The organism is Nocardioides sp. Soil777 (assembly GCF_001428425.1).
Classification (GTDB): Bacteria; Actinomycetota; Actinomycetes; order Propionibacteriales; family Nocardioidaceae; genus Nocardioides; species Nocardioides terrigena.
Window position 1 is genome coordinate 49,481 of record NZ_LMSN01000019.1, and the last position, 21,831, is coordinate 71,311.

General features: G+C 70.6%; 27 protein-coding genes. 10 read left to right on the top strand and 17 right to left on the bottom strand.

Annotated features, from left to right (window positions below; all coding sequences use genetic code 11):
- Window positions 1-73: 73 nt before the first annotated feature.
- Window positions 74-532, top strand: coding sequence for a VOC family protein (locus tag ASG88_RS18580; protein ID WP_056888940.1), 459 nt, complete (start codon window positions 74-76; stop codon window positions 530-532).
- 634 nt (window positions 533-1,166) lie between these two features.
- On the opposite strand, the gene ASG88_RS18585 is transcribed toward ASG88_RS18580, so the two are convergent.
- Window positions 1,167-1,889, bottom strand: coding sequence for a GAF and ANTAR domain-containing protein (locus ASG88_RS18585; protein WP_157559821.1), 723 nt, complete (start codon window positions 1,887-1,889; stop codon window positions 1,167-1,169).
- Window positions 1,890-2,041: 152 nt separating this feature from the next.
- On the opposite strand from ASG88_RS18585, the gene ASG88_RS18590 reads away from it, so the two are divergent.
- On the top strand, window positions 2,042-2,464 hold the full coding sequence (locus ASG88_RS18590; protein WP_056888942.1) for a four-helix bundle copper-binding protein: 423 nt from the start codon (window positions 2,042-2,044) through the stop codon (window positions 2,462-2,464).
- A gap of 137 nt (window positions 2,465-2,601) precedes the next feature.
- Here the strand turns inward: ASG88_RS18590 and ASG88_RS18595 are convergent, their stop codons facing one another.
- From ASG88_RS18595 to ASG88_RS18625, 6 genes are all read right to left on the bottom strand, one after another.
- Window positions 2,602-3,519, bottom strand: a complete 918-nt coding sequence (locus tag ASG88_RS18595; protein ID WP_056888943.1) for an NAD(P)H-hydrate dehydratase — start codon at window positions 3,517-3,519, stop codon at window positions 2,602-2,604.
- Complete coding sequence (locus tag ASG88_RS18600; RefSeq protein WP_056888944.1) at window positions 3,512-4,276, bottom strand: histidine phosphatase family protein; 765 nt, start codon at window positions 4,274-4,276, stop codon at window positions 3,512-3,514. Before ASG88_RS18600 ends, ASG88_RS18595 begins: the two co-directional genes overlap by 8 nt.
- Window positions 4,273-4,758 carry a DUF4383 domain-containing protein gene (locus ASG88_RS18605; protein WP_082600731.1) on the bottom strand — a complete coding sequence of 162 codons (486 nt, stop codon included), beginning with the start codon at window positions 4,756-4,758 and terminating at the stop codon, window positions 4,273-4,275. The genes ASG88_RS18600 and ASG88_RS18605 overlap by 4 nt, the downstream gene beginning before the upstream one ends.
- 778 nt (window positions 4,759-5,536) lie before the next feature.
- Window positions 5,537-6,133, bottom strand: a complete 597-nt coding sequence (locus ASG88_RS18615; protein WP_082600733.1) for a DUF3618 domain-containing protein — start codon at window positions 6,131-6,133, stop codon at window positions 5,537-5,539.
- Window positions 6,109-6,462, bottom strand: coding sequence for a phage holin family protein (locus ASG88_RS18620; protein ID WP_200956500.1), 354 nt, complete (start codon window positions 6,460-6,462; stop codon window positions 6,109-6,111). The genes ASG88_RS18615 and ASG88_RS18620 overlap by 25 nt, the downstream gene beginning before the upstream one ends.
- Before the next feature lie 92 nt (window positions 6,463-6,554).
- Window positions 6,555-7,277 (bottom strand): hypothetical protein, encoded by a 723-nt coding sequence (locus ASG88_RS18625; protein ID WP_056888948.1) that lies wholly within the window; start codon window positions 7,275-7,277, stop codon window positions 6,555-6,557.
- Window positions 7,278-7,482: 205 nt separating this feature from the next.
- On the opposite strand from ASG88_RS18625, the gene ASG88_RS18630 reads away from it, so the two are divergent.
- Window positions 7,483-8,592: a fatty acid desaturase family protein gene (locus ASG88_RS18630; RefSeq protein ID WP_056889267.1), complete on the top strand. Its 1,110-nt coding sequence runs from the start codon at window positions 7,483-7,485 to the stop codon at window positions 8,590-8,592.
- Window positions 8,593-8,625: 33 nt separating this feature from the next.
- Here the strand turns inward: ASG88_RS18630 and ASG88_RS18635 are convergent, their stop codons facing one another.
- Together ASG88_RS18635 and ASG88_RS23370 are read right to left on the bottom strand one after the other, a co-directional pair.
- Window positions 8,626-9,813 (bottom strand): zinc-dependent alcohol dehydrogenase, encoded by a 1,188-nt coding sequence (locus tag ASG88_RS18635; protein ID WP_056888949.1) that lies wholly within the window; start codon window positions 9,811-9,813, stop codon window positions 8,626-8,628.
- Window positions 9,814-10,024: 211 nt separating this feature from the next.
- Window positions 10,025-10,174 carry a hypothetical protein gene (locus ASG88_RS23370; protein ID WP_162259870.1) on the bottom strand — a complete coding sequence of 50 codons (150 nt, stop codon included), beginning with the start codon at window positions 10,172-10,174 and terminating at the stop codon, window positions 10,025-10,027.
- Between the two features lie 130 nt (window positions 10,175-10,304).
- Between ASG88_RS23370 and ASG88_RS18640 the strand changes: the two genes are divergently transcribed.
- From ASG88_RS18640 to ASG88_RS18650, 3 genes are all read left to right on the top strand, one after another.
- Entirely contained in the window at window positions 10,305-11,018 is a 714-nt protein-coding gene (locus ASG88_RS18640; protein WP_056888950.1) for an ANTAR domain-containing protein, read from the top strand.
- A 2-nt stretch (window positions 11,019-11,020) separates the two neighbouring features.
- Complete coding sequence (locus tag ASG88_RS18645) at window positions 11,021-11,728, top strand: GAF and ANTAR domain-containing protein (RefSeq protein WP_056888951.1); 708 nt, start codon at window positions 11,021-11,023, stop codon at window positions 11,726-11,728.
- Between the two features lie 89 nt (window positions 11,729-11,817).
- Window positions 11,818-12,243, top strand: a complete 426-nt coding sequence (locus ASG88_RS18650) for a CBS domain-containing protein (protein WP_056888952.1) — start codon at window positions 11,818-11,820, stop codon at window positions 12,241-12,243.
- Here the strand turns inward: ASG88_RS18650 and ASG88_RS18655 are convergent.
- From ASG88_RS18655 to ASG88_RS18680, 6 genes are all read right to left on the bottom strand, one after another.
- On the bottom strand, window positions 12,240-12,941 hold the full coding sequence (locus tag ASG88_RS18655) for an ANTAR domain-containing protein (protein WP_082600736.1): 702 nt from the start codon (window positions 12,939-12,941) through the stop codon (window positions 12,240-12,242). The two genes, ASG88_RS18650 and ASG88_RS18655, sit on opposite strands and share 4 nt — an antisense overlap.
- Before the next feature lie 132 nt (window positions 12,942-13,073).
- The gene (locus ASG88_RS18660) at window positions 13,074-13,883 is read right to left on the bottom strand and encodes an SDR family NAD(P)-dependent oxidoreductase (protein WP_056888954.1); all 810 of its coding nucleotides are present in this window, start codon (window positions 13,881-13,883) and stop codon (window positions 13,074-13,076) included.
- Between the two features lie 44 nt (window positions 13,884-13,927).
- Window positions 13,928-14,782 carry a sigma-70 family RNA polymerase sigma factor gene (locus tag ASG88_RS18665; protein ID WP_056888955.1) on the bottom strand — a complete coding sequence of 285 codons (855 nt, stop codon included), beginning with the start codon at window positions 14,780-14,782 and terminating at the stop codon, window positions 13,928-13,930.
- A 272-nt stretch (window positions 14,783-15,054) separates the two neighbouring features.
- Window positions 15,055-15,963, bottom strand: a complete 909-nt coding sequence (locus ASG88_RS18670) for an SDR family oxidoreductase (protein WP_056888956.1) — start codon at window positions 15,961-15,963, stop codon at window positions 15,055-15,057.
- A 58-nt stretch (window positions 15,964-16,021) separates the two neighbouring features.
- A complete protein-coding gene (locus ASG88_RS18675) occupies window positions 16,022-16,870 on the bottom strand; it encodes an alpha/beta fold hydrolase (RefSeq protein ID WP_056888957.1) in 849 nt (282 codons plus the stop codon).
- A 64-nt stretch (window positions 16,871-16,934) separates the two neighbouring features.
- Window positions 16,935-17,366: an SRPBCC family protein gene (locus tag ASG88_RS18680; protein ID WP_056888958.1), complete on the bottom strand. Its 432-nt coding sequence runs from the start codon at window positions 17,364-17,366 to the stop codon at window positions 16,935-16,937.
- Between the two features lie 191 nt (window positions 17,367-17,557).
- On the opposite strand from ASG88_RS18680, the gene ASG88_RS18685 reads away from it, so the two are divergent.
- The gene (locus ASG88_RS18685) at window positions 17,558-18,265 is read left to right on the top strand and encodes an ANTAR domain-containing protein (RefSeq protein ID WP_056888959.1); all 708 of its coding nucleotides are present in this window, start codon (window positions 17,558-17,560) and stop codon (window positions 18,263-18,265) included.
- A 126-nt stretch (window positions 18,266-18,391) separates the two neighbouring features.
- On the opposite strand, the gene ASG88_RS18690 is transcribed toward ASG88_RS18685, so the two are convergent.
- Window positions 18,392-19,183: a DUF2382 domain-containing protein gene (locus ASG88_RS18690; RefSeq protein WP_056888960.1), complete on the bottom strand. Its 792-nt coding sequence runs from the start codon at window positions 19,181-19,183 to the stop codon at window positions 18,392-18,394.
- Window positions 19,184-19,366: 183 nt separating this feature from the next.
- Here ASG88_RS18690 and ASG88_RS23375 point away from each other — a divergent pair, with 183 nt between their 5' ends.
- Window positions 19,367-19,531 (top strand): hypothetical protein, encoded by a 165-nt coding sequence (locus ASG88_RS23375; RefSeq protein WP_162259871.1) that lies wholly within the window; start codon window positions 19,367-19,369, stop codon window positions 19,529-19,531.
- A complete protein-coding gene (locus tag ASG88_RS23380) occupies window positions 19,528-19,917 on the top strand; it encodes a phosphatase PAP2 family protein (RefSeq protein ID WP_056888961.1) in 390 nt (129 codons plus the stop codon). The genes ASG88_RS23375 and ASG88_RS23380 overlap by 4 nt, the downstream gene beginning before the upstream one ends.
- Window positions 19,918-19,960: 43 nt before the next feature.
- Here the strand turns inward: ASG88_RS23380 and ASG88_RS18700 are convergent, their stop codons facing one another.
- A complete protein-coding gene (locus tag ASG88_RS18700; RefSeq protein WP_200956501.1) occupies window positions 19,961-20,674 on the bottom strand; it encodes a response regulator transcription factor in 714 nt (237 codons plus the stop codon).
- A gap of 437 nt (window positions 20,675-21,111) precedes the next feature.
- Between ASG88_RS18700 and ASG88_RS18705 the strand changes: the two genes are divergently transcribed.
- Window positions 21,112-21,813 (top strand): GAF and ANTAR domain-containing protein, encoded by a 702-nt coding sequence (locus ASG88_RS18705; protein WP_056888963.1) that lies wholly within the window; start codon window positions 21,112-21,114, stop codon window positions 21,811-21,813.
- Window positions 21,814-21,831 lie beyond the last annotated feature (18 nt).

Genomic DNA, 21,831 nt, shown 5'->3' on the forward strand with positions numbered 1-21,831 from the left:
GCCGGTCGGACCCGCGCCCAGCCGAACGAAGCTGGCTTAGGCCCAGCCCGAACGAAGATCGGAGTCGACCATCATGCGCATCCACGAGCTTGGCCACCTGGTGCTCTACGTCCGGGACCTGGAGCGCTCACGGCGGTTCTACCGAGACGTGCTCGGCTGGGATGAGGTCCGCGGGGAGGTGCCACTGCCGGTCCCCGCGGCGGCGTTCTCCTCCGGCCGTACCCACCACGAGCTGCTGCTCATCGAGGTGGGCTCCGCCGCGGCGGCGATGCCCCCGGGACCCCGGCTGGGCCTGTACCACTTCGGCCTGAAAGTCGGCGACAGCGACGACGAGCTGCGCGAGGTCGTGCAGCACCTCACCGAGCACGGAGTAGACATCAAGGGCGCCAGCGACCACACGATCACCCACTCGCTCTACATCGCCGACCCCGATGGGCACGAGATCGAGCTCTACGTCGACGTGATCCCGACCGAGGAATGGCTCGCCGACCCCTCGTTGGTCTTCGCCCCGATCCGTCCGCTACGCCTCTGACCTTCCCTGAATGCCTGAAGCATCGCGGCACCAGCCGCACACGAGCGCACGTCACCCAGCCTGCGACCGGGTCGCCACGTTTGCCGGGTCAGCCTTGAGCGCTGTGAGTTCCCCGCCCGGCGGCCTTGTCGCTCATTGTCCGCGGCCGGTCGCTGTGCTGTCTCACGTGACCTTGTGACCCCTCGCAGACCCTGTCGTCTCCGAGCGAAAGCTATCGGGCATCAGCGGCCCTGTATCAAGCCGCTTGGCGTCGGAGGTGTTGAAGGGCGTTGTGCATGGCGAGGTCACAGGGGGCGATTCGCCCAGGGACTCCAATAAGCGGCAGAGTTGGCTAGCAATGCCCACTCCGCGGGGCTGCGTCCAGGTCATGACTCGTTACAAGCGTGGTACAAATAGTTCCTCAACTCCGACGTTTGCGCAGGTCAGCATGGGTCAGTCAGTCAGTACTACGACATCTGATTTTCGGTCCTGAGGGGCTCGCCGATCGACCACGATCGACACCCAGAAACAGCCCCTGACCTGCGGAAACGCCGTCGACTGGCCTTCGGGTCGGTCGGCGGCGTTTCCGGTCCCTGGGCGATGGCTTGTGACATTCGTGGTGCATGCAGCTCCGGAGGCCCAGGGGCCGCTCCTGCTACGTCTGACGTCCTGGGAGGACGCCGGTCTCGACCACGGCAGCAGCGACGTCGCGCAGCTTGACGTTCTGCGAAGACGACGTGCGCCGCAGGAGCTCGAAGCTGCGGTGCTGGTCGAGACCGTAGCGCTCCATCAGGATGCCTTGGGCGAGCCCGATCGTGTGCCGCGACGTCAGGGCGGTCTGGAGACCGGTGGCGAGGTGTGCCGAGGACAACGCATTGGCAGCGTGTACGGCGTACACCTGCGCCAGGTCCACCGTCTCCGGCTCTGCGAAGGCCCCGACGTCCGGACTGTAGAAGTTCAACGCCCCCTGCGTGTCCTGCCCCGGGGTGACGAGGCGCACCGCGAGCACCGAGCGCAGGCCGAGACCACCCGCCCCCGGCCCCCATCGCGGCCACCTCGGGTCTACGGTCACGTCCCCGCTGCGGAACCAGCTGACGCACTCGGCCACCTCGACGCACGGCCCCTCCCCCAGCTCGTACTGCAGGAGATCGGCGCTCGTGGCCGTGTGATCGGTGGAGGCCAGCGTCTCGTATCGTCCTTCGGCGGTTGAGATCGTGAGGCTCACGTGGAGAGCTTCCCCGACAAGCTCCAGCGCACGCCGCGCGATGGTGCGCGCCGCCGTGTCCTCGTCCGTCTGGCACTGGAGCTGCGCGGCGATCGCCGCAAACGCGCTGGCATCTGGACTGGGCCCCACGCTGCTCCCCCATCCGACGATCACCGGAACTGGATGCTCTCCGACTCTAACCCGCCCGGGGGCCCCCGGATAGCGTGCGAGACTCAAGGCAGTCGCCGTTGCGCGAGAGCGGTTCGTCTCGCCGATTTCGGGTACCGGGGAGGACCGCGCTCATAGACCCGACTGCTGGAGGACCCATGAGCCCCGAACCACCGTCGCCCGGACTCGGGTTCCTCGCGCCCGACATCGACGTGCAGGCCGCGTGCGTCGCGGCGTGCGTCCGAGCCTCCACGGTCTGCTCCGTGACCGCGGATGCGTGCCTCGACGAGGACGGGGTGGCAGACCTGCGCGTCGTCATCCGGCTGCTCCTCGACTGTGTGGACGTCCTGACCGCCACGTCGACCGTCCTGTCGCGCCACTTCGGTAGCCTGCCTGCCGCCGTCGGCACGCTGCTCTCCGCGTGCGCTGACCTGTCGGCGACCTGTGCGGACGAGGTCGAGCGGTCTGCGCCGATCGAGCACGGTCAGCGGTGCGTCGACGAGTGCCGCCGGGCCGCCGATGCCTGTGACGCCCTGGTGGGGGCCACCATCTCGGCTCGCACGTCAGGACGTCGGCGCTGAGCCGACACGAGACGGGGCGGTCCCGCCACCGACTGCTTGATGGCGGGACCCGCGAGCCGCGTGACCCCGATGCCCCCCGCACACGACTCCCGAGCCCGCAGTACCCGTGCTGTCACCCGGCGATGCGCGGGGCTCGATCAGTCGCCCCCGAGGGACCGCAGGACGAGCGGCAGCTCCCGCGTGATCTCGTCGGCGAGATAGCCGACGCGACCCCACCGGGCGGCGAGCACGTCGCCGGCCGCCGCATGGACGTGCTTGGCCCAGAGCGTGGCCTGCAGTGGAGTCGCGCCACGGCCGATCAGTCCGGCCAGGGCCCCGGACAGCACGTCCCCGCTTCCCGACGTGCCCAGTCCCGTGTCTCCCGTGGACACCTTCCACAGTCCCTCGGCCGCCACCCAGGGGCCGCAGGCGACGACGGCGCCCAGCCGCCCGGAGACGGCGAGCGTGGACTCGGCGACGTCGTCCTCGCTCACCTCGTCCTGGTCCAGGAGGGATGCCAGCTCGTGGGTGTTCGGCGTGAGCACCGCTCGCCCGCGCAACGCGGCCGTCGTCTCACGATCGAGATCGGGCAGGACGGTGACGGCGGCGGCGTCCAGGACGACGGGGACGTCGTCCGGCAGCGCGCGGACGACCTCGCCCATCAGTCGTCGGGTGGCGTCACGGCCGAGCAGGCCTGGTCCCACGAGGACGGCGTCCGCGCGCTCGATCTCGTGCTCGAGCACCGCGACGACGCGCTCCCCCGTGATCACGCCTTGCTCGTCCTGGGGAAGAGGAAGGGTCCCGGACACGGGGAGGGCCACGGCCAACGGCATCGCCACTCCCTCCGCCGTCGCCACGCTCAGCCGGCCCGCGCCCATCCGCAATGCCGCCGTGCCGGCGAGCAGGACCGCACCGGGGGTGGTGCAGGAGCCGCCCACCACCAGCACCTGACCACGGGCGTACTTGGTGCCACCGGGCTCGGGCAGCGGCCACGAGCGCAAGAGGTCGGGGGTGACCAGGCTCGGCGACTCCGGGCTGCCTCTGACGGGCTCGGCGTCGTCCGACCGCTCAGCCATCACCCTGCACCGCCTCGGCGCCCGCGCCCGGCTGCTCGGTCACCGTCACGTCGTCGTCGCGAAGGTGCTCGTCGAGGTTGTACGCGGTCACGTCCCACCCGGTGGCCGAGTCCGGGTTGCCCTGCAGTCGGCAGATCGCCGCGTTCTTGAGCGCGTTGTCGCGCGCCCTGGCGAGCACCTGCTCCTCGTCGAGCCCCTCGGCGACGTAGCAGAAGAGCAGCAGCACGACGTCGTGTCCGCTCACCAACACGCGCCGGTGCCTCTCCGCGCCGGCCAGGTCGGTCAGCACGCCGCGCACACGGAGTGCCACGTCCGCCCAGGACTCTCCCCCCGGCGGGCGGTAGTAGAACTTGCCGAGCCAGTCACGTCTCTCGGCCTCGTCGGGGTACGCCGCCCGGATGCCCGCCGCGGTCAGCTTGTCCGTCACCCCCATGTCGCGGTCACGCAGCCGCTCGTCGACGCGCTCGTCGAGCTCGAGTCCGGCGACCTCGAGGGCGATCTCGGCGGTCTCGCGGGCGCGCCGGTAGGGGCTGGTCCAGAGGACTTCGGGCCGTTCGTCCTCGTCCAGGGCTCGCAACCACCGACCCACCGCAGCGGACTGGTCGCGCCCGATGGCCGACAGGGTGACGTCGGCGTCCCGGGCGGGGACGTCGATGTGCTCGAGATCGTCGCGCTGGGCGGCCTCGGCGGCGACGTTGCCCTCGGACTGGCCGTGGCGGACCAGGATCAGCTGCGTGGGGTGGTCACGCGGCGTCATCGTGCCTCCGGCCGGCGGCCGCGGTCGTCCTGGTCCCGGCCGAGGAGCAGACCCAGGCCGAGCATGCCGGCGCCCAGGAGGAGGTGCAGCCAGTTGTCGGCGCCGTCCAGCGGCACGAAGTTCGCCGTGGAGTCATGACCGACGACCGTCCCGTAGAGCCACAGCACCAGGTAGACCACGCCACTGCCGACCAGGAAGCCGCACGACGACCGGTGCGACCGCGCAGCGACCACACCGATGGCACCGAACGCCAGGTGGACGACGTTGTGGAGCACCGACACCTGGAAGATCCCCAGCAGCTGGGCCCCCGACTCGTGCCCGGCGACGTCGAGCTGGCCGAGGTCGGTCGTGACACCCGGCACGAATCCGAGGACTCCGACGAGCAGGAACACTCCTGCGACACCCGTGGCGGCCCACTGGGCGGGGGTGCGGCCCGTCCGAGCCGTGCTGCCCGGGCGGATTCGACGATCGTAGGTGGACATCTCTCATTCCTCTCGTTCACGTCTGGAATGAGGATCGGTACCCGTCGGGCGACGCCGGATGCGTCCACGTGGGCCGGGAGCGACACGCCACCCACGGAGCGTCCGTAGCGGTCTCCCGACTGCCGCCGTCCTCGGTGGGTACCTCCACGGCGACCAGTTCGACCGGGTCAGCCGCGCCCACCTGGACCGCACGACTCCCGTGCTCTCGACCCCGCACGCCGTACGACGCCTCGACCGGTGGGGCTTCGCCTCCCGCGTCGTCCACCTGGGACCAGCACACGCTGGAGAAGAGCAACGAGCAGCGCGTGGTGACCGCGATGCCTGCCGTGCACGCCCGCGGGCTGCTGGGGAAGATGCTGCCGCCCGTGATGGGCAGCATGGCGGAGCACGTCGTCGACGGCGTGCTCGCGTCGGGTCTACATCAGCCGCGACACGCTGACCGGAGCGCACGTCGACGAGATCGCCCGCCTCTAGCACGACATCGACGCCGCGGTGGTCCACCTCGGGGGGACTCGGGTGCTCGTCAGGACGGTGACCATGGACGGGCCCATGGGCGCCGCTTCGTCGCGCGGGTCCGACCGTCCGTCGTGGTCCCGGTGCACCACGACGACTACGGGGTCTTCCGCTCACCCCTGTCGGACTTCCTGGCCCGGGCCCGGGACCGCGGCCTCCCTGCGGAGGTGCGTGCTCCGCGGCGCGATGAGGTCGTCAGCCTCGACTCATGACGGCACGACGCGGCGGTCCGCCCCCGGGAGGACGGGCCGCCGCGCCCGGGGAGTCAGGTTCCCGACTGCGTGCGCACCTCGTCGGCGCTGGACCTGCCCTCGTCGCGCACACGCTGGGCGCTCTCCGAGGCGGTGTCCTTCACCGTCGACACCGCGTCGCCCGCGGACTCGGCCACCTGGTGGGCCACGTCCTGGGCGGCGGCCTTGGCGTCCTCGACGAGGGGCTGGCCCTTCTCCTTGGCGGTGTCGACCACCTGGGCGGCGACCCGCGCCTCCCGGTCGGACGCCGGGATGAGCGAGGCCAGGACGACGCCCGCGCCGAAGGCCACCAGACCCGCGGCCATCGGAGACCCCTCGACCTTCTGCTGGGTGCCGCTGATCGTGCCCTGGGCCGCATCCTTGACCGACGCGACGGTGCCGTGGGCCGACTCTTGGGTGGAGCCGAGACCGCCGGCGGCGGACGACCGGGCGCCGTGCGCCGAGCCCATGACGCGGTCACGGACGGACCTCATCCGACCACGCGCGGCCTCCTTGCGACGCTCCACGATGGCAGTCGGGCTGACCCGGTCCTGCAGGGCGTCGACGTTGGACGACATCGAGCGACGGGTCTCCTCGATGTCACCACTCAGTTCTTCTGTGCTCTGGCCCATGCCACGTCCTCCTTCAGTGTCTGCTGCGTCTCGGGCAGCTGCGGGTTCATGCTTCGGATTGCCTTGCGTCCGCTCAGGGCCAGCACTGCTCCGACCACGGCCCACAACAGGCCGACGATCAGGAACGCGGCCTCGCGGGGGATCCAGCTGTCCAGCAGGTAGGCGAGCGCTCCGGAGAGGAAGATGAGGGCCAGGAGGCCTGAGGCTCCGGCACCGCCGAGCAGCCCCGCCCCCTTGCCGGCCTTGCCGGCCTCCTCCTTCAGCTCCGTCTTCGCCAGCTCCAGCTCCTGCTTGACCAACGTGGTCAAGTCATGGCTGATGTCGCCCACGATCTCGCCGAGGCTGCGGTCGTCCCCCGGGGCGGACGACCGCCCTGGCGACTCCCCCACCCCGACCTCGGGGTCGAGGCTCGACGAGCCCGTCACGGCGTGTCCAGGAGCGGACGAGCGGCCGTCACCGACGGCGACGGAGGCACGACCGGGGCAGCCGGGTCGAAGACCTCGCCGGTCCCGGTGGCCGGCGCCGGGTAGCCCTCCACCGGGGTGTCGGTCCCGAAGTGCGAGGTACCCGTCGGGACGGGAGTCACGCCGCCCCCGGCGGGCCCCCGGTCACCGGACTCGGCCAGGGTGGCCGCGGCCGCCCCGTCGGCAGTGGCCCGGAACAACCGGCCGGCGACGACGCCGGCGGCCAGCGCGCCGAGGAGGAAGGTGCCGGGCCGGCGTCGGGCGTAGTCCCGTGCCTCGTCGAGCAGCTGCCCGGGCTCCCGGCCCTCGAGGTGGGACCCCAGGGAACGCACGCGCTCGGACACCTCCCGCGCGAGGTCCACCGCCATGCCGGATCCCGGCCCGGGCTGCTGGGAGGCCATCTGCTCCAGGTCGTCCCCCAGGGTGCGCAGGGTCTGGGACAGCCGGTCGCGCTGCGTGGCGGCCTGGTCGTTCACCTGGTCACTCACCTGTCGCACGGTGTCACCCATGACGCTGCGAGCCTGCGCCGCGGCTGTCCCTGCGACGTTCTGCGTCTCCGCCTTGGCCGTACCTGCGACATGTCGTCCCTGGTCGGCGACGGTCGAAGCCGTCCCCGAGCCGCTCTCCGTGGCACCTGTGGTGGGGCCGGCGTTGGTGTTGGTGCTGCTGTCGATCGTCATGCGTCCTCCTCGTCCCGGACGTCCGGGCATCGATGTGGTTGGGGTGCGCTGGTCATGCGGCCCGGTACCCCGTCTCGGTCGGTCCAGCCCTGATGGTCGGAAAATCCCGTCGACCAGTCCTGCCGCGCGGAGCGGTTCCACACCGAGGTCGGTTCCCACCCGGGCCGGACGCATGCGCCTGGGCGGCACGGGTACGTCGCGTGCCATGGCCACCATCGCTCCACCCATCCCTCCCGCTGTCGGCTGGCGGACCGCCGACGACCTGGACGCGAGGGAGGTCGAGGCGCTGGGTCGGAGCCTCGACACCCTTCGCCAGCAGGTGCTGGACGAGCGTGGCGCTGCGGACGCGGCGTACATCCGTCGGGTGATCACCGTCCAGCGCTGGCTGGAGCTGACGGGCCGGCTGGTGCTCCTCGGCAGTCACCGTCGTCCCGCGTGGTGTGTGGGCACCGCCGCACTCGCCCTGGCCAAGGTCCTCGACAACATGGAGATCGGGCACAACGTGCTGCACGGGCAGTGGGACTGGATGCGCGACCCGCGGATCCACTCGAGCACCTGGGACTGGGACCACGCCTCACCGCCCGAGCAGTGGCAGCGGGCGCACAACGACCGGCACCACGTCAACACCAACGTGCTGGGCAAGGACAACGACCTCGGCTACGGGATCATGCGGGTCGACGAGGCCCAGCCGTGGCAGCCCCGCCACCTGGTGCAGCCCTTGCTCAACGTGGTCAACGCGTGCATCTTCGAATGGGGTGTGGCGATGTACGACCTCGACCTCGGTGCAGCCCTGCGCGACGGCAAGGGGTTGCCCCCACGGGTCAGGTCCGAGCTGCGTACGACGCTGCGTCGTGCGGGTCGACTCGCCTTCCGGGACTACGTCCTGCATCCCGTGGTGTCGCTGCCGACGGGGTCGTCACGATCGACCCTGACCGCCAACATCGCCGCCAACGTCCTGCGCAACGTGTGGAGTCACTCCGTGATCATGTGCGGCCACTTCCCGGAGGGCGTCACGACCTTCGAGGTGTCCGAGCTGGACGAGTCGGAGTCGCGCGGCGACTGGTACCTCCGCCAGATGCTCGGATCGGCCGACATCTCGGGTCCCGGCTGGCTGCACGTCCTGTGCGGCAACCTGTCGCACCAGATCGAGCACCACCTCTTCCCCGACCTGCCCAGCAACCGTTACCGCGAGCTGTCCGCGCCGGTCGAGGCGCTGTTCACCGCCTACGGGCTGCGCTACCACCGGGCGTCGCTGCCCCGGCAGGTGGCCAGCGCCTGGCACAAGGTGGTCCGCCTGTCCCTGCCTCCCCGCTGACGCGCGGGCCCGGTGACGCACGGTCCTCCGGCGTCAGGGCCGGAAGACCACCTTCACCATGCCCTCCTCCTTCTTCTGGAAGTGCTCGTAGGCGTCGGGAGCCTCGTCCAGCGACAGGTGGTGGGTGGCGAAGGCGTCCACGCCGAAGGGGTCGTCGTCGATGAGCAGCGGCAGGAGCTCGTCGGTCCAGGCACGCACGTTGGCCTGTCCCATCCGCAGCTGCACCTGCTTGTCGAAGAGCTGCATCATCGGCAGCGGGTCGGCCTGCCCGCCGTACACCCCCGAGATCGAGATGGTGCCCCCTCGACGCACCGCGTCGATGGCGGTGTGGAGGGCGGCGAGCCGGTCGAGCCCGGCGGTCTTCATCATCGGCTCGGAGATCGCGTCGGGGAGCATGCCGGCGAGCTTCTGCACCACGCTCGCGCCCGGAGACCCGTGGGCCTCCATGCCCACCGCGTCGATGACCGCGTCGGGGCCTCGCCCGTCGGTGGTCTCGCGCACGACGTCGCCCACGCCGCCCACCTTCTCCGCCTCGTCGAGATCGAGTGGCTCGGCCCCGAAGGCCGCGACACGACCCAACCGCTCGGGCACCCGGTCGACGGAGATGACGCGATGTCCGGCACGGACACCCATCCGGGCCGCCATGTCGCCGATCGGCCCGGCTCCCAGCACCAGCAGGGTGCCGCCGTCAGGCACGGCGGCGTACTCCAGCGCCTGCCACGCGGTCGGCAGCACGTCGGAGAGGAAGAGGAACCGGTCATCGGCGTGCTCGTGCGGCACCTTCATGGCCATGAAGTCGGCGAACGGGACCCTCAAGTACTCCGCCTGCCCACCCGGGACCTGCCCGTAGAGCTTGCTGTAGCCGAAGAAGCTCGCGCCCGTGCCGTGCTCGTGGTTCTGAGTCGTCTCGCACTGGCTGTAGAGATCGCGTTGGCACATCCAGCACGTGCCGCAACACACGTTGAAGGGCACGACCACCCGGTCCCCCACCTGCAGCGAGGTGATGCCGGTGCCGACCTCCTCCACGATCCCCATCGGCTCGTGACCCACCACGTCCCCGGCCTCCATGAAGGGCGCGAGCGTCTCGTAGAGGTGGAGGTCGGAGCCGCAGAGCCCGGTGGACGTGATCTTGACGATCACGTCCGTCGGCTCCTCGATCCGCGGGTCGGGGACCTCGCTGACCTGCATGTCGTGGACGCCCTGCCAGGTGACTGCCTTCATGTCGTGGACCGCCTTCGCTCGCTCACGTTGTCGGATGAGGCGTTCCGGTACCCGACGAGGGCAGGCCCATGCGGCGTACGACGAAGGCGACCTCGGAGGTCCAAGCGCTTGGACCTCCGAGGTCTGGGCGCGGAGCCGGTGGCTGGACTCGCGCGCCTGATCGGGAGGGCCGCCGCCGCGTGGTGGACGACCCGGGCTCGCGGGAGAAGGCTCAGGGGGTGGCCCGGCGGTCGACGATCTCCCGGGCGATGTTGGGCAGCTTGGTGCTGCTGGTCTGCAGCGTCTCAGGCAAGGACCGGGCTTGATGCATGGTGCGGGCGGCGGCGGTGATGGACGTGGCGAAGTCAGCGCGATCGTTCACGGAGGAACCCTCTCTGGCGACGTGCCACCCCGGTACCCACTGCCGGCTCCGCCAGCCGTTCAGGCGGTGGCGTTCATCGACCTCCCCGCTCCTCGCAGGGCTAGGCTGGGAAGGACGAACGGGAGCGCGCATGACGGGACACGACGACCTGTTGGTGCGGCTGGCCAGGGCCGTGGCCACCACCCCTGCCGGCTTCGCCCTCAGCGAGCGCCTGTGCCTGGCGTGCCGCGACCTGGCCGGCGCCGACTCCGCCGCGCTCACCATGTCCTACGCCGCGGACAACCGCGTGACGCTCTACGCCACCGACGAGGTGGCGGCCCGCCTGGAGGACCTGCAGGACGTGCTGGACCAAGGACCGGGACACACGGCCGTGGAGTCGCGTCGTATCGAGGTGTGCGCCCTGGGTGACGGCGCCTCCAGCGCCTGGCCGGAGTTCGCGATCGCCGCGTCCGAGCAGGTCGGGGAGGCGACCATCCATGCGGTCCCCATGCGTCCCGACGGCGAGGTGCTGGGCCTGATGACGCTCTACCAGAACGGTCATCGACCCCGGGCGCTGGCACTGCCCGACGACACCCTGCTGCGGTTGGCAGCGGCCACCGCGGCGGCCCTCATGCGTGACCCGGACGCCGTCAGCGACGAGCTCGCTGAGGGCCCCTGGCAGTCGCGGGTCAGCATCCACCAGGCGACCGGCATGGTCGCCGCCCAGCTGCTGCTCACGCCTGAGGACGCCGTGGCCGTCCTCAAGGCGCACGCCTACGCGGGTGACACCACCCTGTCCGACGTCGCCGCGCGGGTCCTCTCGCGTGAGCTGCGCTTCCACCCCGCCACCGAAGGAGGTCGCTGACCATGGACAGCAGAGCCGCACTCACCGGCCTCGCGCACTTGTCCGGCCTGCTCGTCCGCGAGCACGACGCCCTCAGTGTCGTCACGGCCGGTCTGGCGCAGGCCTGCGCCGCGGTGTCGGCAGACGCGGGCGGGGTCCTCGTGTCGTCCCCGTCCGGCCAGCTCGAGGTGCTGGCCGCCACGTCGCACCGGGTCCTCGACCTCGAGGCCCACCAGACCGCCGCCGAGCAGGGTCCCTGCGTCGAGTGCATCACCAAGGCCCGCCAGATCAGCGTGGGGTCGACGGCCGAGGCCGAGTCGGCGTGGCCCGGCTTCGGCGTCCGCATGGAGGCGGCCGGGTACGCGCAGGCCCACGCGGTCCCGATGCTGTGGCAGGGCACCGGGATCGGCGGGCTCAACCTGTTCTGGCGCGACGGGGGCAGCGTCGGCGAGAGCGAGTCGGAGATGCTCCAGACGTACGCCGACATGCTGACCATCGCGGTCGTCCACATCCGTCAGGTACCCGTCGCCGACGCCCTGGAGCGACTGCGGGCCACCCTCGACTCCCGCAGCGGCATCGAGCAGGCCAAGGGCGTGCTGGCCTACCAGCGTGACATCGACATGGAGGCGGCGTACGACGCCCTGGTCGCCCTTGCCCGGGCGCGGGGGACGACGCTCGCCGACGCGGCCACGACCGTGATGGACGGCGCGCGTCGCGGCGAGGCGATCTGACCCGTCCCCCACCGGCATGGCTGCGACCCGTCGGGGTACCGGACGTCACCGGCCACCGCGGCCGGTCCGACAGGACGGAGGACGACCCCATGACCACAGCACGAGACATCATGACCGGATCCGCCGAGTGCGCCCGGAGCACCGACACCCTCGCCGACGCCGCGCGGAAGATGCAGGACCTCGACGTGGGTGCCCTGCCCATCTGCGGCGAGGACGAGCGGCTTGCCGGCATGGTCACCGACCGCGACATCGCCTTCGCCTGCGCCGCGGAGGGACGCGATCCCGCGACGCCCGTGGAGGAGCTCGCCCAGGGCAAGCCGGTCACCATCGGGGCGGACGACTCCATCGAGGAAGCACTCGAGACGATGATCAAGCACGGCGTGCGCCGGCTCCCCGTCATCGACGGTGACCGGTTGGTGGGCATCGTGTCGCAGGCTGACATCGCGACGCGGTCGGACGAGACCCTGACGGCCCGTCTGGTCGAGGCGATCTCCAGCACCCCGGCCAACAACTAGACCGAGCCGGTGCCGTCGAGGCCCTGCTCGAACTCCCGCACCACCTCGGAGGCCACGTCGCGCAGCTTCACGTTGCCGTGGGACGAGGCCCTCACCAGGAAGGCGAAGGCGGACTCCTCCGGCATCGAATAGCGCTGCATCAGGATGCCGACCGCCACGCCGATCCGCTGCCGGCTGCGCAACCCCTCCTGCAGCTGGTCGATCGCGCGGGCCTTGCCCATCGCGAGCGCGGCATGGGCCGCGAACAGGTCGGCGGCCTGGGCGCTGGAGGCGTCCAGCCCGTCCTCCTGCTCGGAGTAGATGTTCAGCCCGCCGGAACCGTGGCGGTCGTCGTAGAGCCGCACCCCGATCTGGGCGCGCAGCCCCCGGCGGCGCGCCTCAGCCGTGTACGCCGGCCAGCGCTTCTCGCGGCGCACGTCCGGGACGTGGACGATGGTGTGGGCCTCGATGGCATGGACGCAGGGTCCCTCACCGAGGGCGTACTGCAGGGCGTCGAACTCGTGCACCCGATCGCTCGTCGCGGCGAGGGTCTCGAACCGACCGTCGCGGTGGGACGCGGTCACGCCGACATGGTCGGCACCGGGGACGGAGAGTCGGGCGCTGCGGACGATCTCCGTCAGCGTCTCCTCCAACGAGGACATCTCGGTGAGGCGGCGGGCAGCGTGGGCGAATGCCTCGGCCAGCACGTCATCAGGCATCAGAAGGGAACTTTCGAGGCACGGCGCGACGACGTCGACGCTACGTCTGGAGCCCGCTTCTGGACCGGACAGGATCGTAGACCACCGCGTCCGCTGCCCGGCACCGGTCCGCGGAACGACCCACGCGGGGGCTCAGGACGGGGCCTGTGGGCTCCCCTCCCGGAGCGTGTCGGCCACGGCGTCGACCGACCCCGACGTCGCCGCCGCCTGCACGGTGTTGCGCGTCGACCCGGCCACGACCTGGTCCTGGCCCGCCATGAGCGCCGCGACACCTTCGCGCGCCACGTCGTGGGGAGCGTCCTTGCGTCCGCGCGCCACCTCGGTGTCCTGCATCCCGGCTCGCTCGAAGAAGCGGGTGTCGGTGGGACCTGGCAGCAAGGAGGTGATGCTCACCCCGGTGCCGCGCATCTCCTGCCGGATCGCCTCGGCGAACGAGTGGATGAAGGCCTTGGAGGCGGCGTACGCCGCGTGCCCGGGCCCCGGGACCCTGCCGGCGATGGACGACACGAACAACAACCGTCCCTCTTCCCGTTCCACCATGTCGCGCGTCAGGAGGGTCGCCAGGTGCACCGTGGACCGGATGTTGAGGTCGATGAGCTGGAGCTGTCGTTCGAGATCGATCTCGTCGAACCGGCCGTGGACGCCCATTCCCGCGTTGAGCACGGCCACGGTGACCGGCACGCCCTGGGAGGTGGCCTGCTCGTAGAGGTGCTCCACCCCCGGCGCACCGGACAGGTCGACGTGCAGGCCTACGGTCCGTCGGCCACCGACCGACAGGTCGCCGGCGACCTGGTGGATCGCTGGCTCGTCGGCGGCGATGACGAGGTCGTAGCCCATCTCGGCCAGGATCTCGGCGAAGGCCCGTCCGATGCCGGACGAGGCCCCCGTCACCACGGCGGTCCCCCGCTCGGACGGGCCACGATCGGGCGTGTCATCGGTCACGCGGATCGCTCCCGTCGGTGTGCGTGCCGCTCAAGACGCACCGGTCACCCGTCCATCTCCCGCTCATCGTCGGTAGACGACACCTGCTCGTGGTCGTCGTGGGTGATGGCCTGGTGGAGGTCGCCGAGGATGCGGTCGAGGATCCGCGACACCTGCGTCTGGGTCACCCCGATCGCCGATCCGATCTCCTTCTGGCCCAGGTCTTCGAAGTACCGCAGGAACAGCACCCGTCGGTCCCGTTCCGACAACATCTGCACGACTGGGGCCAGCACCACCCTCGCCTCACAGGCGGGCAGGCCGGCCTCTTGGTCGGGCAGGAGGTCCCCGATCGTCCCTCCGTCGTCCGAGACCGACGTGGGCCTGTCCAGGGAGGTCGGCGCGAAGCAGCCGTTGGCCGACGCGGCCTCGGCGTACTCCTCCGGGGTGAGGGCAAGCTCGTCCATGACCTCGTCGGGCTCGGGAGTGTGTCCGAGCCGCTGCGTGAGCTCGGCCTCGGCGCGGCTGATCGCCCACCTGGCCTCCTGCACCCGGCGGGTGGGCCGGACGACCCAGCCCACGTCACGGAAGTAGCGCTGGAGCTCCCCACGGACGGTGGGCACGGCGAAGGAGAGGAAGTCCTTGCCGTGGGCGGGGTCGAACCTGCCGGCCGCCTTGACCAGTGCCTCGGACGCCACCTGTTCGAGGTCCTCGGCGTCCACGCCACGACCGGCGAAGCGACGGGCCAGGGATCGCGCCACGCAGAGGTTGACGAGCACCACTTCGTCCAGGAGGTCCTGGCGGCGCGCCGGGTCCTGGGCGCTGGTCACCGCGTCGAAGAGCTCCGCGGTGCGTCGGGACCGTTCGTCCCTGGCGGAGGGGGTGGTGCCGGCGAGGGCACGGGGGGCATGTGAGACGGACATGTTGTCGTCGCCTTCATGAGTGAAGCACCCGCATGCCCTGGGCTCGAGCATGGCTGGTTGTCGACGGATCGAGGTGCTGCGCGAGCCTCGGCCCATCAGGTTGCGGAACGTCCGTCAACGTACCCACGGGCGAGCTGGGTGGGCTAGCCCTGTTCGTCCCAAGGGGTGAAGGTCCGTGTGAGGACCGGCGTTGCCCGCGCGCCCGACCGTGGTAGGAACCCCATCTACCTGCGTGAGCGGGGGTCGTCGCAGAGCAAGCCGAAGTGGTGATCTCAGAAGACCGGCTTTCCCCCGGTCACGCCGATCACGGTGCCGGAGACGTAGCTCGCATCGGAGGGCGACGCGAGGAAGACGTACGCCGGAGCCACCTCGCCGGGTTGCCCAGCCCGGCCCAGGGGGGTGTCCGCCCCGAAGGTCTCCATGTCCTCGCCCGGACGCGTGGCGGGTTGGAGCGGCGTCCAGATCGGCCCGGGGGCCACGGCGTTGACGCGGATCCCTCGGGGTCCCAGCTCGGCGGCCAGGTTGACCGTGAGGTTGTTGACCGCCGCCTTGGTGGCGGCGTAGTCGAGAAGCTGGGTCGAGGGCTCGTAGGCCTGGACCGAGCTGGTGTTGATGATCGAGGACCCGGGACCCAGATGAGGCACCGCTGCCTGGCACAGCCACAGCACGGCGTGCAGGTTGGTCCGCAGGACGCGCTCGACCTGGTCCTCCTCGAGGCCCTCCAGTCCCTGCGGCCCGCGCGCCCAGTGGTAGCCGGCGTTGTTGACCAGCACGTCCAGCCCGCCCAGGCCCCGGACGGCCTCGTCGACCACCCGGACACACGTCTCCCGCTCCGTCAGGTCTCCCGGCACCGTCACGGCTCGGCGGCCGGCGTCGCCGATGGCGGCGACGACCTCGTCCGCGTCCGCCTGCTCGGCAGGGAGGTAGTTGAGGGCCACGTCGGCGCCCTCGCGCGCGAAGGCGATGGCCACCGCGCGTCCGATCCCGGAGTCGCCACCCGTGATCAGGGCACGGCACCCCTCCAGCCGCGACGATCCGCGGTAGGTCTCCTCCCCGTGGTCCGGACGTGGCTGCATCGGCTCAGTCAGGCCCGGGGGCTGCTGCTCCTGGGAGGGGAACCCGCCCTGGTCGTCCTGGCGGACGAGCGACGTTGCTCGCTCGGCGATGTCGGAGGGTTTCATGGTCGTCTGCCTCTCTGAGGTCTGCCCGAGGTGTACCCGATCCGCGGCGGCCCATTCGTCACGGCCGTCGCTGGACTCGTCGGAGGAACTCCACGGACCGGACGAAGCGTGCTGCCTCGTCGGCCACGACTTCGGGATGGGTGCTCACGATCCCGTGTCCGTAGGGCAGCTCGACCCGCTCGAGGTGTTCGGCCCAACCGTCGCTCTCCGTCAGCGGCGCCCGTCGCACCGCGATGTCATGGGTGAGGACGAGCTGCAGCACCGGTACCCGCGTGCGGCTCTCCCGGAGACGTCCTCCAGGTCGGCGCAGGTTGGCGCGGTAGTAGCGCAGTCCGCTCACCATGTCGCGGGTGCCGAGCACCCGCAGCACCCACGGTGCGAGCGGCGAGACGAGGAAGGGGACGTAGGCCGACGACACCGCCTGCGCGAGCAGCGCGGCCGTGCCGCGCGGGGTCGGTCGTCGCAACCGCCGGTGCACCCACCACCGGAGGTGGTCCAGGTGCGGTCCGCTCATCGACGTGAAGGACGCCACGCGGTCCTCGGCCCCCGGTCGACAGACGGCCTCCCACACCTGGACGGAGCCCCAGTCGTGGCCCAGCACGTGCACGGGCCGGTCGGGGCTCACCGCGTCGATGACTGCAAAGAAGTCGCTCGCCAGCTCCTCGACGGTGAACGCGCTGTCGGCGGCGTCGGTCACCGACTCCCCCTGGCCACGAGTGTCGTAGCTGACGAGGTGGTGTTCGGAGGCGAGCAGCGCGGCGACACCGCCCCACACGCGATGGGTGTCGGGCCAGCCGTGCACCAGCACGAGCGTGGCGGCGGTCTCGTTGCCGCCCTCGAAGACCGCCAGGTCCACCCCGCCACGCGAGACCGTGCGCCGGCGCCAGCCCGGCTCCGCCGGTGTCATGGACGCGGCCCGGCGACGTGGCCGGGCTCCCCCGCTGCGCTCGAAGGGGCGGGAGCGGCCTCGGTCATCGGCGCTCGGCGACGTACGCGAGCCGTCGCAGGGTCTCAGTGTTGCGCCAGGTGAGGGTGAGTCCCCGCACGGGCCGGGGTGCCAGCACTCCCGGGCCCGACACGGCGTCCTCGCGGATGGTGACCTCGGTCCCGGCGCCGACGGGCGCGAGCCGGATCTCGACACGCGCCTCCCCGATGGGCCAGCCCCGGGCACGCAGCGTCAGGCTCTGCAGCTCGACTGCGGCGGTGACCTCGGTGTTGTCGTCGATGAGCAGGGGCCAGACACCCACCGAGTGGTGAAGCTTGCTCCCTGTGGCCGGCCACGTGTCGTCCACCTCGCGCATCCGGGAGGCCCCCACCACCCAGACGGGATAGAGCCATCCGTCGCTGAGCACGTCCCAGACAGCCTGCGGGGGTGCGTGCACGAGGCGGGTCTTCTCGGCCATGGTTGCTCCTCTCGCCATGTGGGATCGGCCCACGCTGGTGGACGGGTGGTACCCACGACGGCCACGGGCATGCTCACCCTGGGCCACGGCCAGCCGTGTGGGTCATACATCCAGTCACGGCGACAGCGCCTCGTGGATCTTCCCGGGCGTCCGGAGGAATTGCCGGACGCCCAGGAGGGTAAGGACCCGTCATGGAACCCATACCGGAGACCACCGAGGCCGTGGAGGAGTTCGGCCCGTTCGACGACGCTGATCTCCTCCAGGACCTGCGCGCCCGGGCCGGTGAGGTCCAGGCCTTCGTGCCGGACTGCGTGGGCCTCAGCCTCTCGTCGAGCGAGCACGACGTGACGTGGACGATGGTGGCGACCTCGGAGGAGATCGCGGTCCTCGACGCCGTCCAGTACCTCGACGACGGACCGTGCGTCCACGCGGTCGAGGTCGAGGAGGTGGTGGAGTACAACGACGACGACGTCCTCGACGAACGCGCGTGGGCACAGTTCGCCCGGGCGACGGCCGCGGCCAGGATCTCCTCGACCTTGACCCTGCCCGTCCTGTCCACGGACCGCGTCGTCGGCAGCGTCAACCTGTACGCACGATCGCGTCACGCGTTCGAGGGACTGCACGACGAGATGGCGCGCATCTTCCATGCCTGGGCGCCGGGCGCCGTGACGAACGCCGACCTCTCGTTCAGCACCAGGACGACGGCCGAGGACGCACCACAGAAGCTCCGCAGCGACGTGGACATCCAGGTTGCCGTCGGCCTGCTCGCGGCTGTGCACCTGATCGACGTCGACGCCGCCAGGGTGCGACTGTTGGAGGCGTCGCGCCGGGCGGGAGTCACCGAGGCCGACCTCGCTGCCAGCATCATCGAGATCGAGCGCAGCACCGGGCAGGGCTGACCCGCACGAAGGACCGCCCACCGGTCCTTCGACCGTGGGCGGTCCTCCTCGAGCGGTCACACCCCCGTGGTGCCCGTCCCGGACCCGGTCGAGCACCCGTGTGCTCGACCGGCGTCTGTCACCGGCTCAGCGGTCGGTCCGCGAGCGTCGCGTTGCGTCGGACTCGTCGAGCTCGATCTCCTCCTTGCGGACGGTCTCGTCGACCTCGTGCTGGTCGGTGACCGTGTCCTTGTCCAGGCGCACACGCTCGACCGGGACGGTCTCCTTCTGGACGACGGGGCGCTCCTCGGTCAGGACCACCTCGTGCTCCTCCTCGGTGATGTCGCCCCCTGAGAGGGCCTCGTCCCGGTTGGCGTCCGTGATGGGCTCACGCTCGAGGCGAACCTCCTCGCGACTGACCGGGACGGTCTGCGTCACGTTCTCCGTCACGACGTACTTGCGGAGCCGGGCCCGACCCGTCTCACGGGTCTCGGTGCCGACCCGCACCTGCTCCTCCGACCGGGTCATCGCCGAGTCGGTCTCGGGGCCGGAGGTGTCGTGCCCGACACCGCGGGACGTCGAGTCGACGTCGTGGGCGTACTTCGTGTCGTAGTCGGCGCCCTCCGTTCCGTAGTAGCGGTAGAGCGTCTCCTCCTCGTCCTCGCTGAGGTGGCCGTCGGAGTCGGAGATGCGGGGCGCGTCCTTGACCGTCGCCTTGTCGTAGGGGACCCGCAGGTCGTCACCAGCGACCTCGGCGTCGCGCAGCGGGACGAAGGACTCCCCGCCACCGAAGAGGCCTGTCTTGACCGTGACCCATTCGGGTCGCCCGGACTCGTCATCCAAGAAGATCTGTCCGATGCTGCCGATCTTGTCTCCGTCGTTGTCGATGACGTTGCCGCCGCCAGTGAGTAGGTGCTGTGCCTGGTCGTTGTCGAGCATGAGTTCTCCTTCGTCGGTCCTCGGGTTGTCCGTTGAGTGGTTCACTCACGGTGCCGGTGCCCGCAGCCGGTGAACGCATACCTCGAGCCTCCCCCTCGGGGTGGGTTGGTGTCCCGCATACTCGCGGACGTGGCTCCTTGGACAGGCCCGGTCCCCCGACATGGGAACGATGCCGTCCGCTGCGTGGTCGGACTGGGGCTCACCGCTGCGGCTGCCCTGGTGGCCGACGAGCACCCCGCCGCGGACCGCAGGCTCTTCGAGATCGTCAACGACCACGAGTCGGACCTCCCGGCGCCCCGCCTCGTGCAGCAGCTCGGCACACCCTGGTCCTCCCGGGCACGGCGGTGACAGCAGCCCTGGCCGGCCGTCGACGCCTCGCGCTGGCTGCGGCGCTGGCCCTCCCCGTGGAGAAGGCGCTCGAGGTGGGCATCAAGAAGCTGCGCCCCACGCCGCGCCCGCTGTACGTGCAACCGACCGTGCTGCGCGACGACGCCCCGGTCGAGGGCGAGTCCTTCCCCTCGGGACACGCTGCCATCGCGTTCACCGCCGTGGGGCTCGTCGCCCCGCTCCTGCCGTTTCGTGCGGCAGCGCTGACGTATGTGCTCGCGGGGGGTACAGCGGTGGTGCGCATCTCACAGGGGGCGCACCACCCCATCGACTCGGTCGCCGGCGCGTCGCTCGGTCTCGGCATCGCGAGTGGCCTGACGTTCGTGGTGGGACGCGATCAGACCTGATCAAGAGACTTGCGGGCGCCGAGAAGCCGGTGGGAGATCGAGGTCAGACCTCGACCTCGCGCGAACTCGTCCGGGACGGGTCGCTGCCCAGCCCGTGCATCACTCCCCACAGGACGGCCTGGGACCGACTCTCGGCGTCGATCTTGCGGTAGCTGGTCCGGATGTAGGCCTTGATCGAGTTGATCGACAGGCAGGTCCGGGCAGCCACCTCCGCATTCGACAGACCGGACGTGATGAGAGACAGGACCTGAGCCTCGCGCTGGGTCAGGCCGTGCTCCTGCCCCGGCCATTGCGAGGTCGTTGCCGGGGTCCGTTGGGAGGGCGCCACGATGGTCCGTCCAGCGTGGATGGCGCGTAGGGCCTCGACCAGGGTCGTGGACGGCAGGCTCTTGGACAGGTAGCCGGAGGCTCCTTGGCGGATCCACTGGCCGGCGGACCAGGGTTGGAAGTTCCAGGTGTAGACCACCACCTTGCCGATGCGCGGGTCGGCGAGCAGCCGGGCCAGCGTGCGATCGCTGTCGCCCGTCGAGGCGAGGGTGTCGATCAGCGCAATGTCGATGTCAAGCTGCTTCGCCACGTCCACATGCTCGAAGTCCTCGCGGTGCCTGAGCATCGACGCGAGGCCTCGGACGACGAGCTCGTCATCCCTCACCAGCGCGACTCGGACAACCATGAAAGCGCCTAACTCGTGAGTGACACCAAGGGGCGAACACGGACACAGATGCCGAAAAACGACGTCATGATACTGCTCCGGCATGCCGGGAGGAAGGGGAGGCACCGGGCCGATGACGGGTCGGACGTGGACCGCGCCGACGGACCTGCTGTCGTCTCCGTCGGCGCGGTGAGGTGGCGGGCCACGCTCCTGGCAGGGGTGCAGGTCGGCCGATGGTCACCCACACTCGCCATCCTTCGCTCGTCCGGCCTGTCAGGAGGACGAGCTAGCCCGTGAGGGCAGCATCAGCGTAGACGAGGGGGCCTCCGCCGCAGCATGCTCACAGGCCGATGTCGGAGGCGGCCGTCGTTCGAAGCGGGCCGCCCGGGCTCGGTCGACGTACAGACGCCAGGGTCGTGGTGCGCACGTCGCCGTGGAGCCTGTCGCGCATCCCTGCGTGTTTTACGCTGTAAACAACTCTCCCACGCAAGAGGGCAGACTGGTCGGGTACGGCGCGCAGGACGTGGCGCCGATCCGGCCCGGTGACCACCACCAAGGAGACCTGCGCGATGAACCAAGTCGATTCGATCGTGGACGCCAGTCGGCGTTTGGCCGCCGCACTGGTTCCCGGTGACCTCGACAGGACGCTGGAGCGGATCACGGCGGCAGCTGTGGACGTGTTGCCAGAGGTCGAGCACGCCAGCATCACCGTCAAGCATGCCGACGGCCGTCTCGAGACCGTAGCCCCGACCGGCGAGGTGATCCTCGAGCTGGACGCTGCGCAGTACGAGCTGCGGGAAGGCCCGTGCTACGAGGCAGCGGTCGACACTGATCACGTGACGGCTCCTGACCTGACGCACGACGTACGCTTTCCGCGCTACGCCCGTGTCGCGCTGGCCGCGGGCGTCAGGGCCCAAGCAGGGATTCGCCTGTTCGAGGCACCTACCTCCGACGGAGCGTTGAACCTGTACAGCTCCGAAACAGGATCCTTCTCAGACCTGGGTGCGCTGGGAGAGCTGTTCACCCATCAGTCTGCGATGGCTCTTTCGTACGCGCGCCAGGTGAGCCAGCTGCAGGAAGCCCTCCAGACGCGCCAGCTCATCGGCCAGGCCGTCGGAGTGACGATGGAGCGCTTCACGCTGGACGAAGCCCGCGCCTTCAGCTTCCTGATGCGCATCTCCCAGGACACCAACGTCAAGCTCCGAACAGTTGCAGAGCGTCTCCTCGCCGAACGGACGACGTGACCCTGCGACGGTGACGGA

Coding starts and splice junctions, on each gene's coding strand:
- ASG88_RS18600 (WP_056888944.1), bottom strand. CDS start 4,276: ATGACGCCGCGTGACCACCCCACGCAGCTGATCCTGGTCCGCCACGGC.
- ASG88_RS18655 (WP_082600736.1), bottom strand. CDS start 12,941: ATGCCTGATGACGTGCTGGCCGAGGCATTCGCCCACGCTGCCCGCCGC.
- ASG88_RS18675 (WP_056888957.1), bottom strand. CDS start 16,870: ATGACACCGGCGGAGCCGGGCTGGCGCCGGCGCACGGTCTCGCGTGGC.
- ASG88_RS18645 (WP_056888951.1), top strand. CDS start 11,021: ATGGACAGCAGAGCCGCACTCACCGGCCTCGCGCACTTGTCCGGCCTG.
- ASG88_RS18635 (WP_056888949.1), bottom strand. CDS start 9,813: ATGAAGGCAGTCACCTGGCAGGGCGTCCACGACATGCAGGTCAGCGAG.
- ASG88_RS18625 (WP_056888948.1), bottom strand. CDS start 7,277: ATGACGATCGACAGCAGCACCAACACCAACGCCGGCCCCACCACAGGT.
- ASG88_RS18640 (WP_056888950.1), top strand. CDS start 10,305: ATGACGGGACACGACGACCTGTTGGTGCGGCTGGCCAGGGCCGTGGCC.
- ASG88_RS18630 (WP_056889267.1), top strand. CDS start 7,483: ATGGCCACCATCGCTCCACCCATCCCTCCCGCTGTCGGCTGGCGGACC.
- ASG88_RS18595 (WP_056888943.1), bottom strand. CDS start 3,519: ATGGCTGAGCGGTCGGACGACGCCGAGCCCGTCAGAGGCAGCCCGGAG.
- ASG88_RS18665 (WP_056888955.1), bottom strand. CDS start 14,782: ATGTCCGTCTCACATGCCCCCCGTGCCCTCGCCGGCACCACCCCCTCC.
- ASG88_RS18700 (WP_200956501.1), bottom strand. CDS start 20,674: ATGCCGGAGCAGTATCATGACGTCGTTTTTCGGCATCTGTGTCCGTGT.
- ASG88_RS18680 (WP_056888958.1), bottom strand. CDS start 17,366: ATGGCCGAGAAGACCCGCCTCGTGCACGCACCCCCGCAGGCTGTCTGG.
- ASG88_RS18650 (WP_056888952.1), top strand. CDS start 11,818: ATGACCACAGCACGAGACATCATGACCGGATCCGCCGAGTGCGCCCGG.
- ASG88_RS18580 (WP_056888940.1), top strand. CDS start 74: ATGCGCATCCACGAGCTTGGCCACCTGGTGCTCTACGTCCGGGACCTG.
- ASG88_RS18685 (WP_056888959.1), top strand. CDS start 17,558: ATGGAACCCATACCGGAGACCACCGAGGCCGTGGAGGAGTTCGGCCCG.
- ASG88_RS18690 (WP_056888960.1), bottom strand. CDS start 19,183: ATGCTCGACAACGACCAGGCACAGCACCTACTCACTGGCGGCGGCAAC.
- ASG88_RS18615 (WP_082600733.1), bottom strand. CDS start 6,133: ATGGGCCAGAGCACAGAAGAACTGAGTGGTGACATCGAGGAGACCCGT.
- ASG88_RS18590 (WP_056888942.1), top strand. CDS start 2,042: ATGAGCCCCGAACCACCGTCGCCCGGACTCGGGTTCCTCGCGCCCGAC.
- ASG88_RS18670 (WP_056888956.1), bottom strand. CDS start 15,963: ATGAAACCCTCCGACATCGCCGAGCGAGCAACGTCGCTCGTCCGCCAG.
- ASG88_RS18605 (WP_082600731.1), bottom strand. CDS start 4,758: ATGTCCACCTACGATCGTCGAATCCGCCCGGGCAGCACGGCTCGGACG.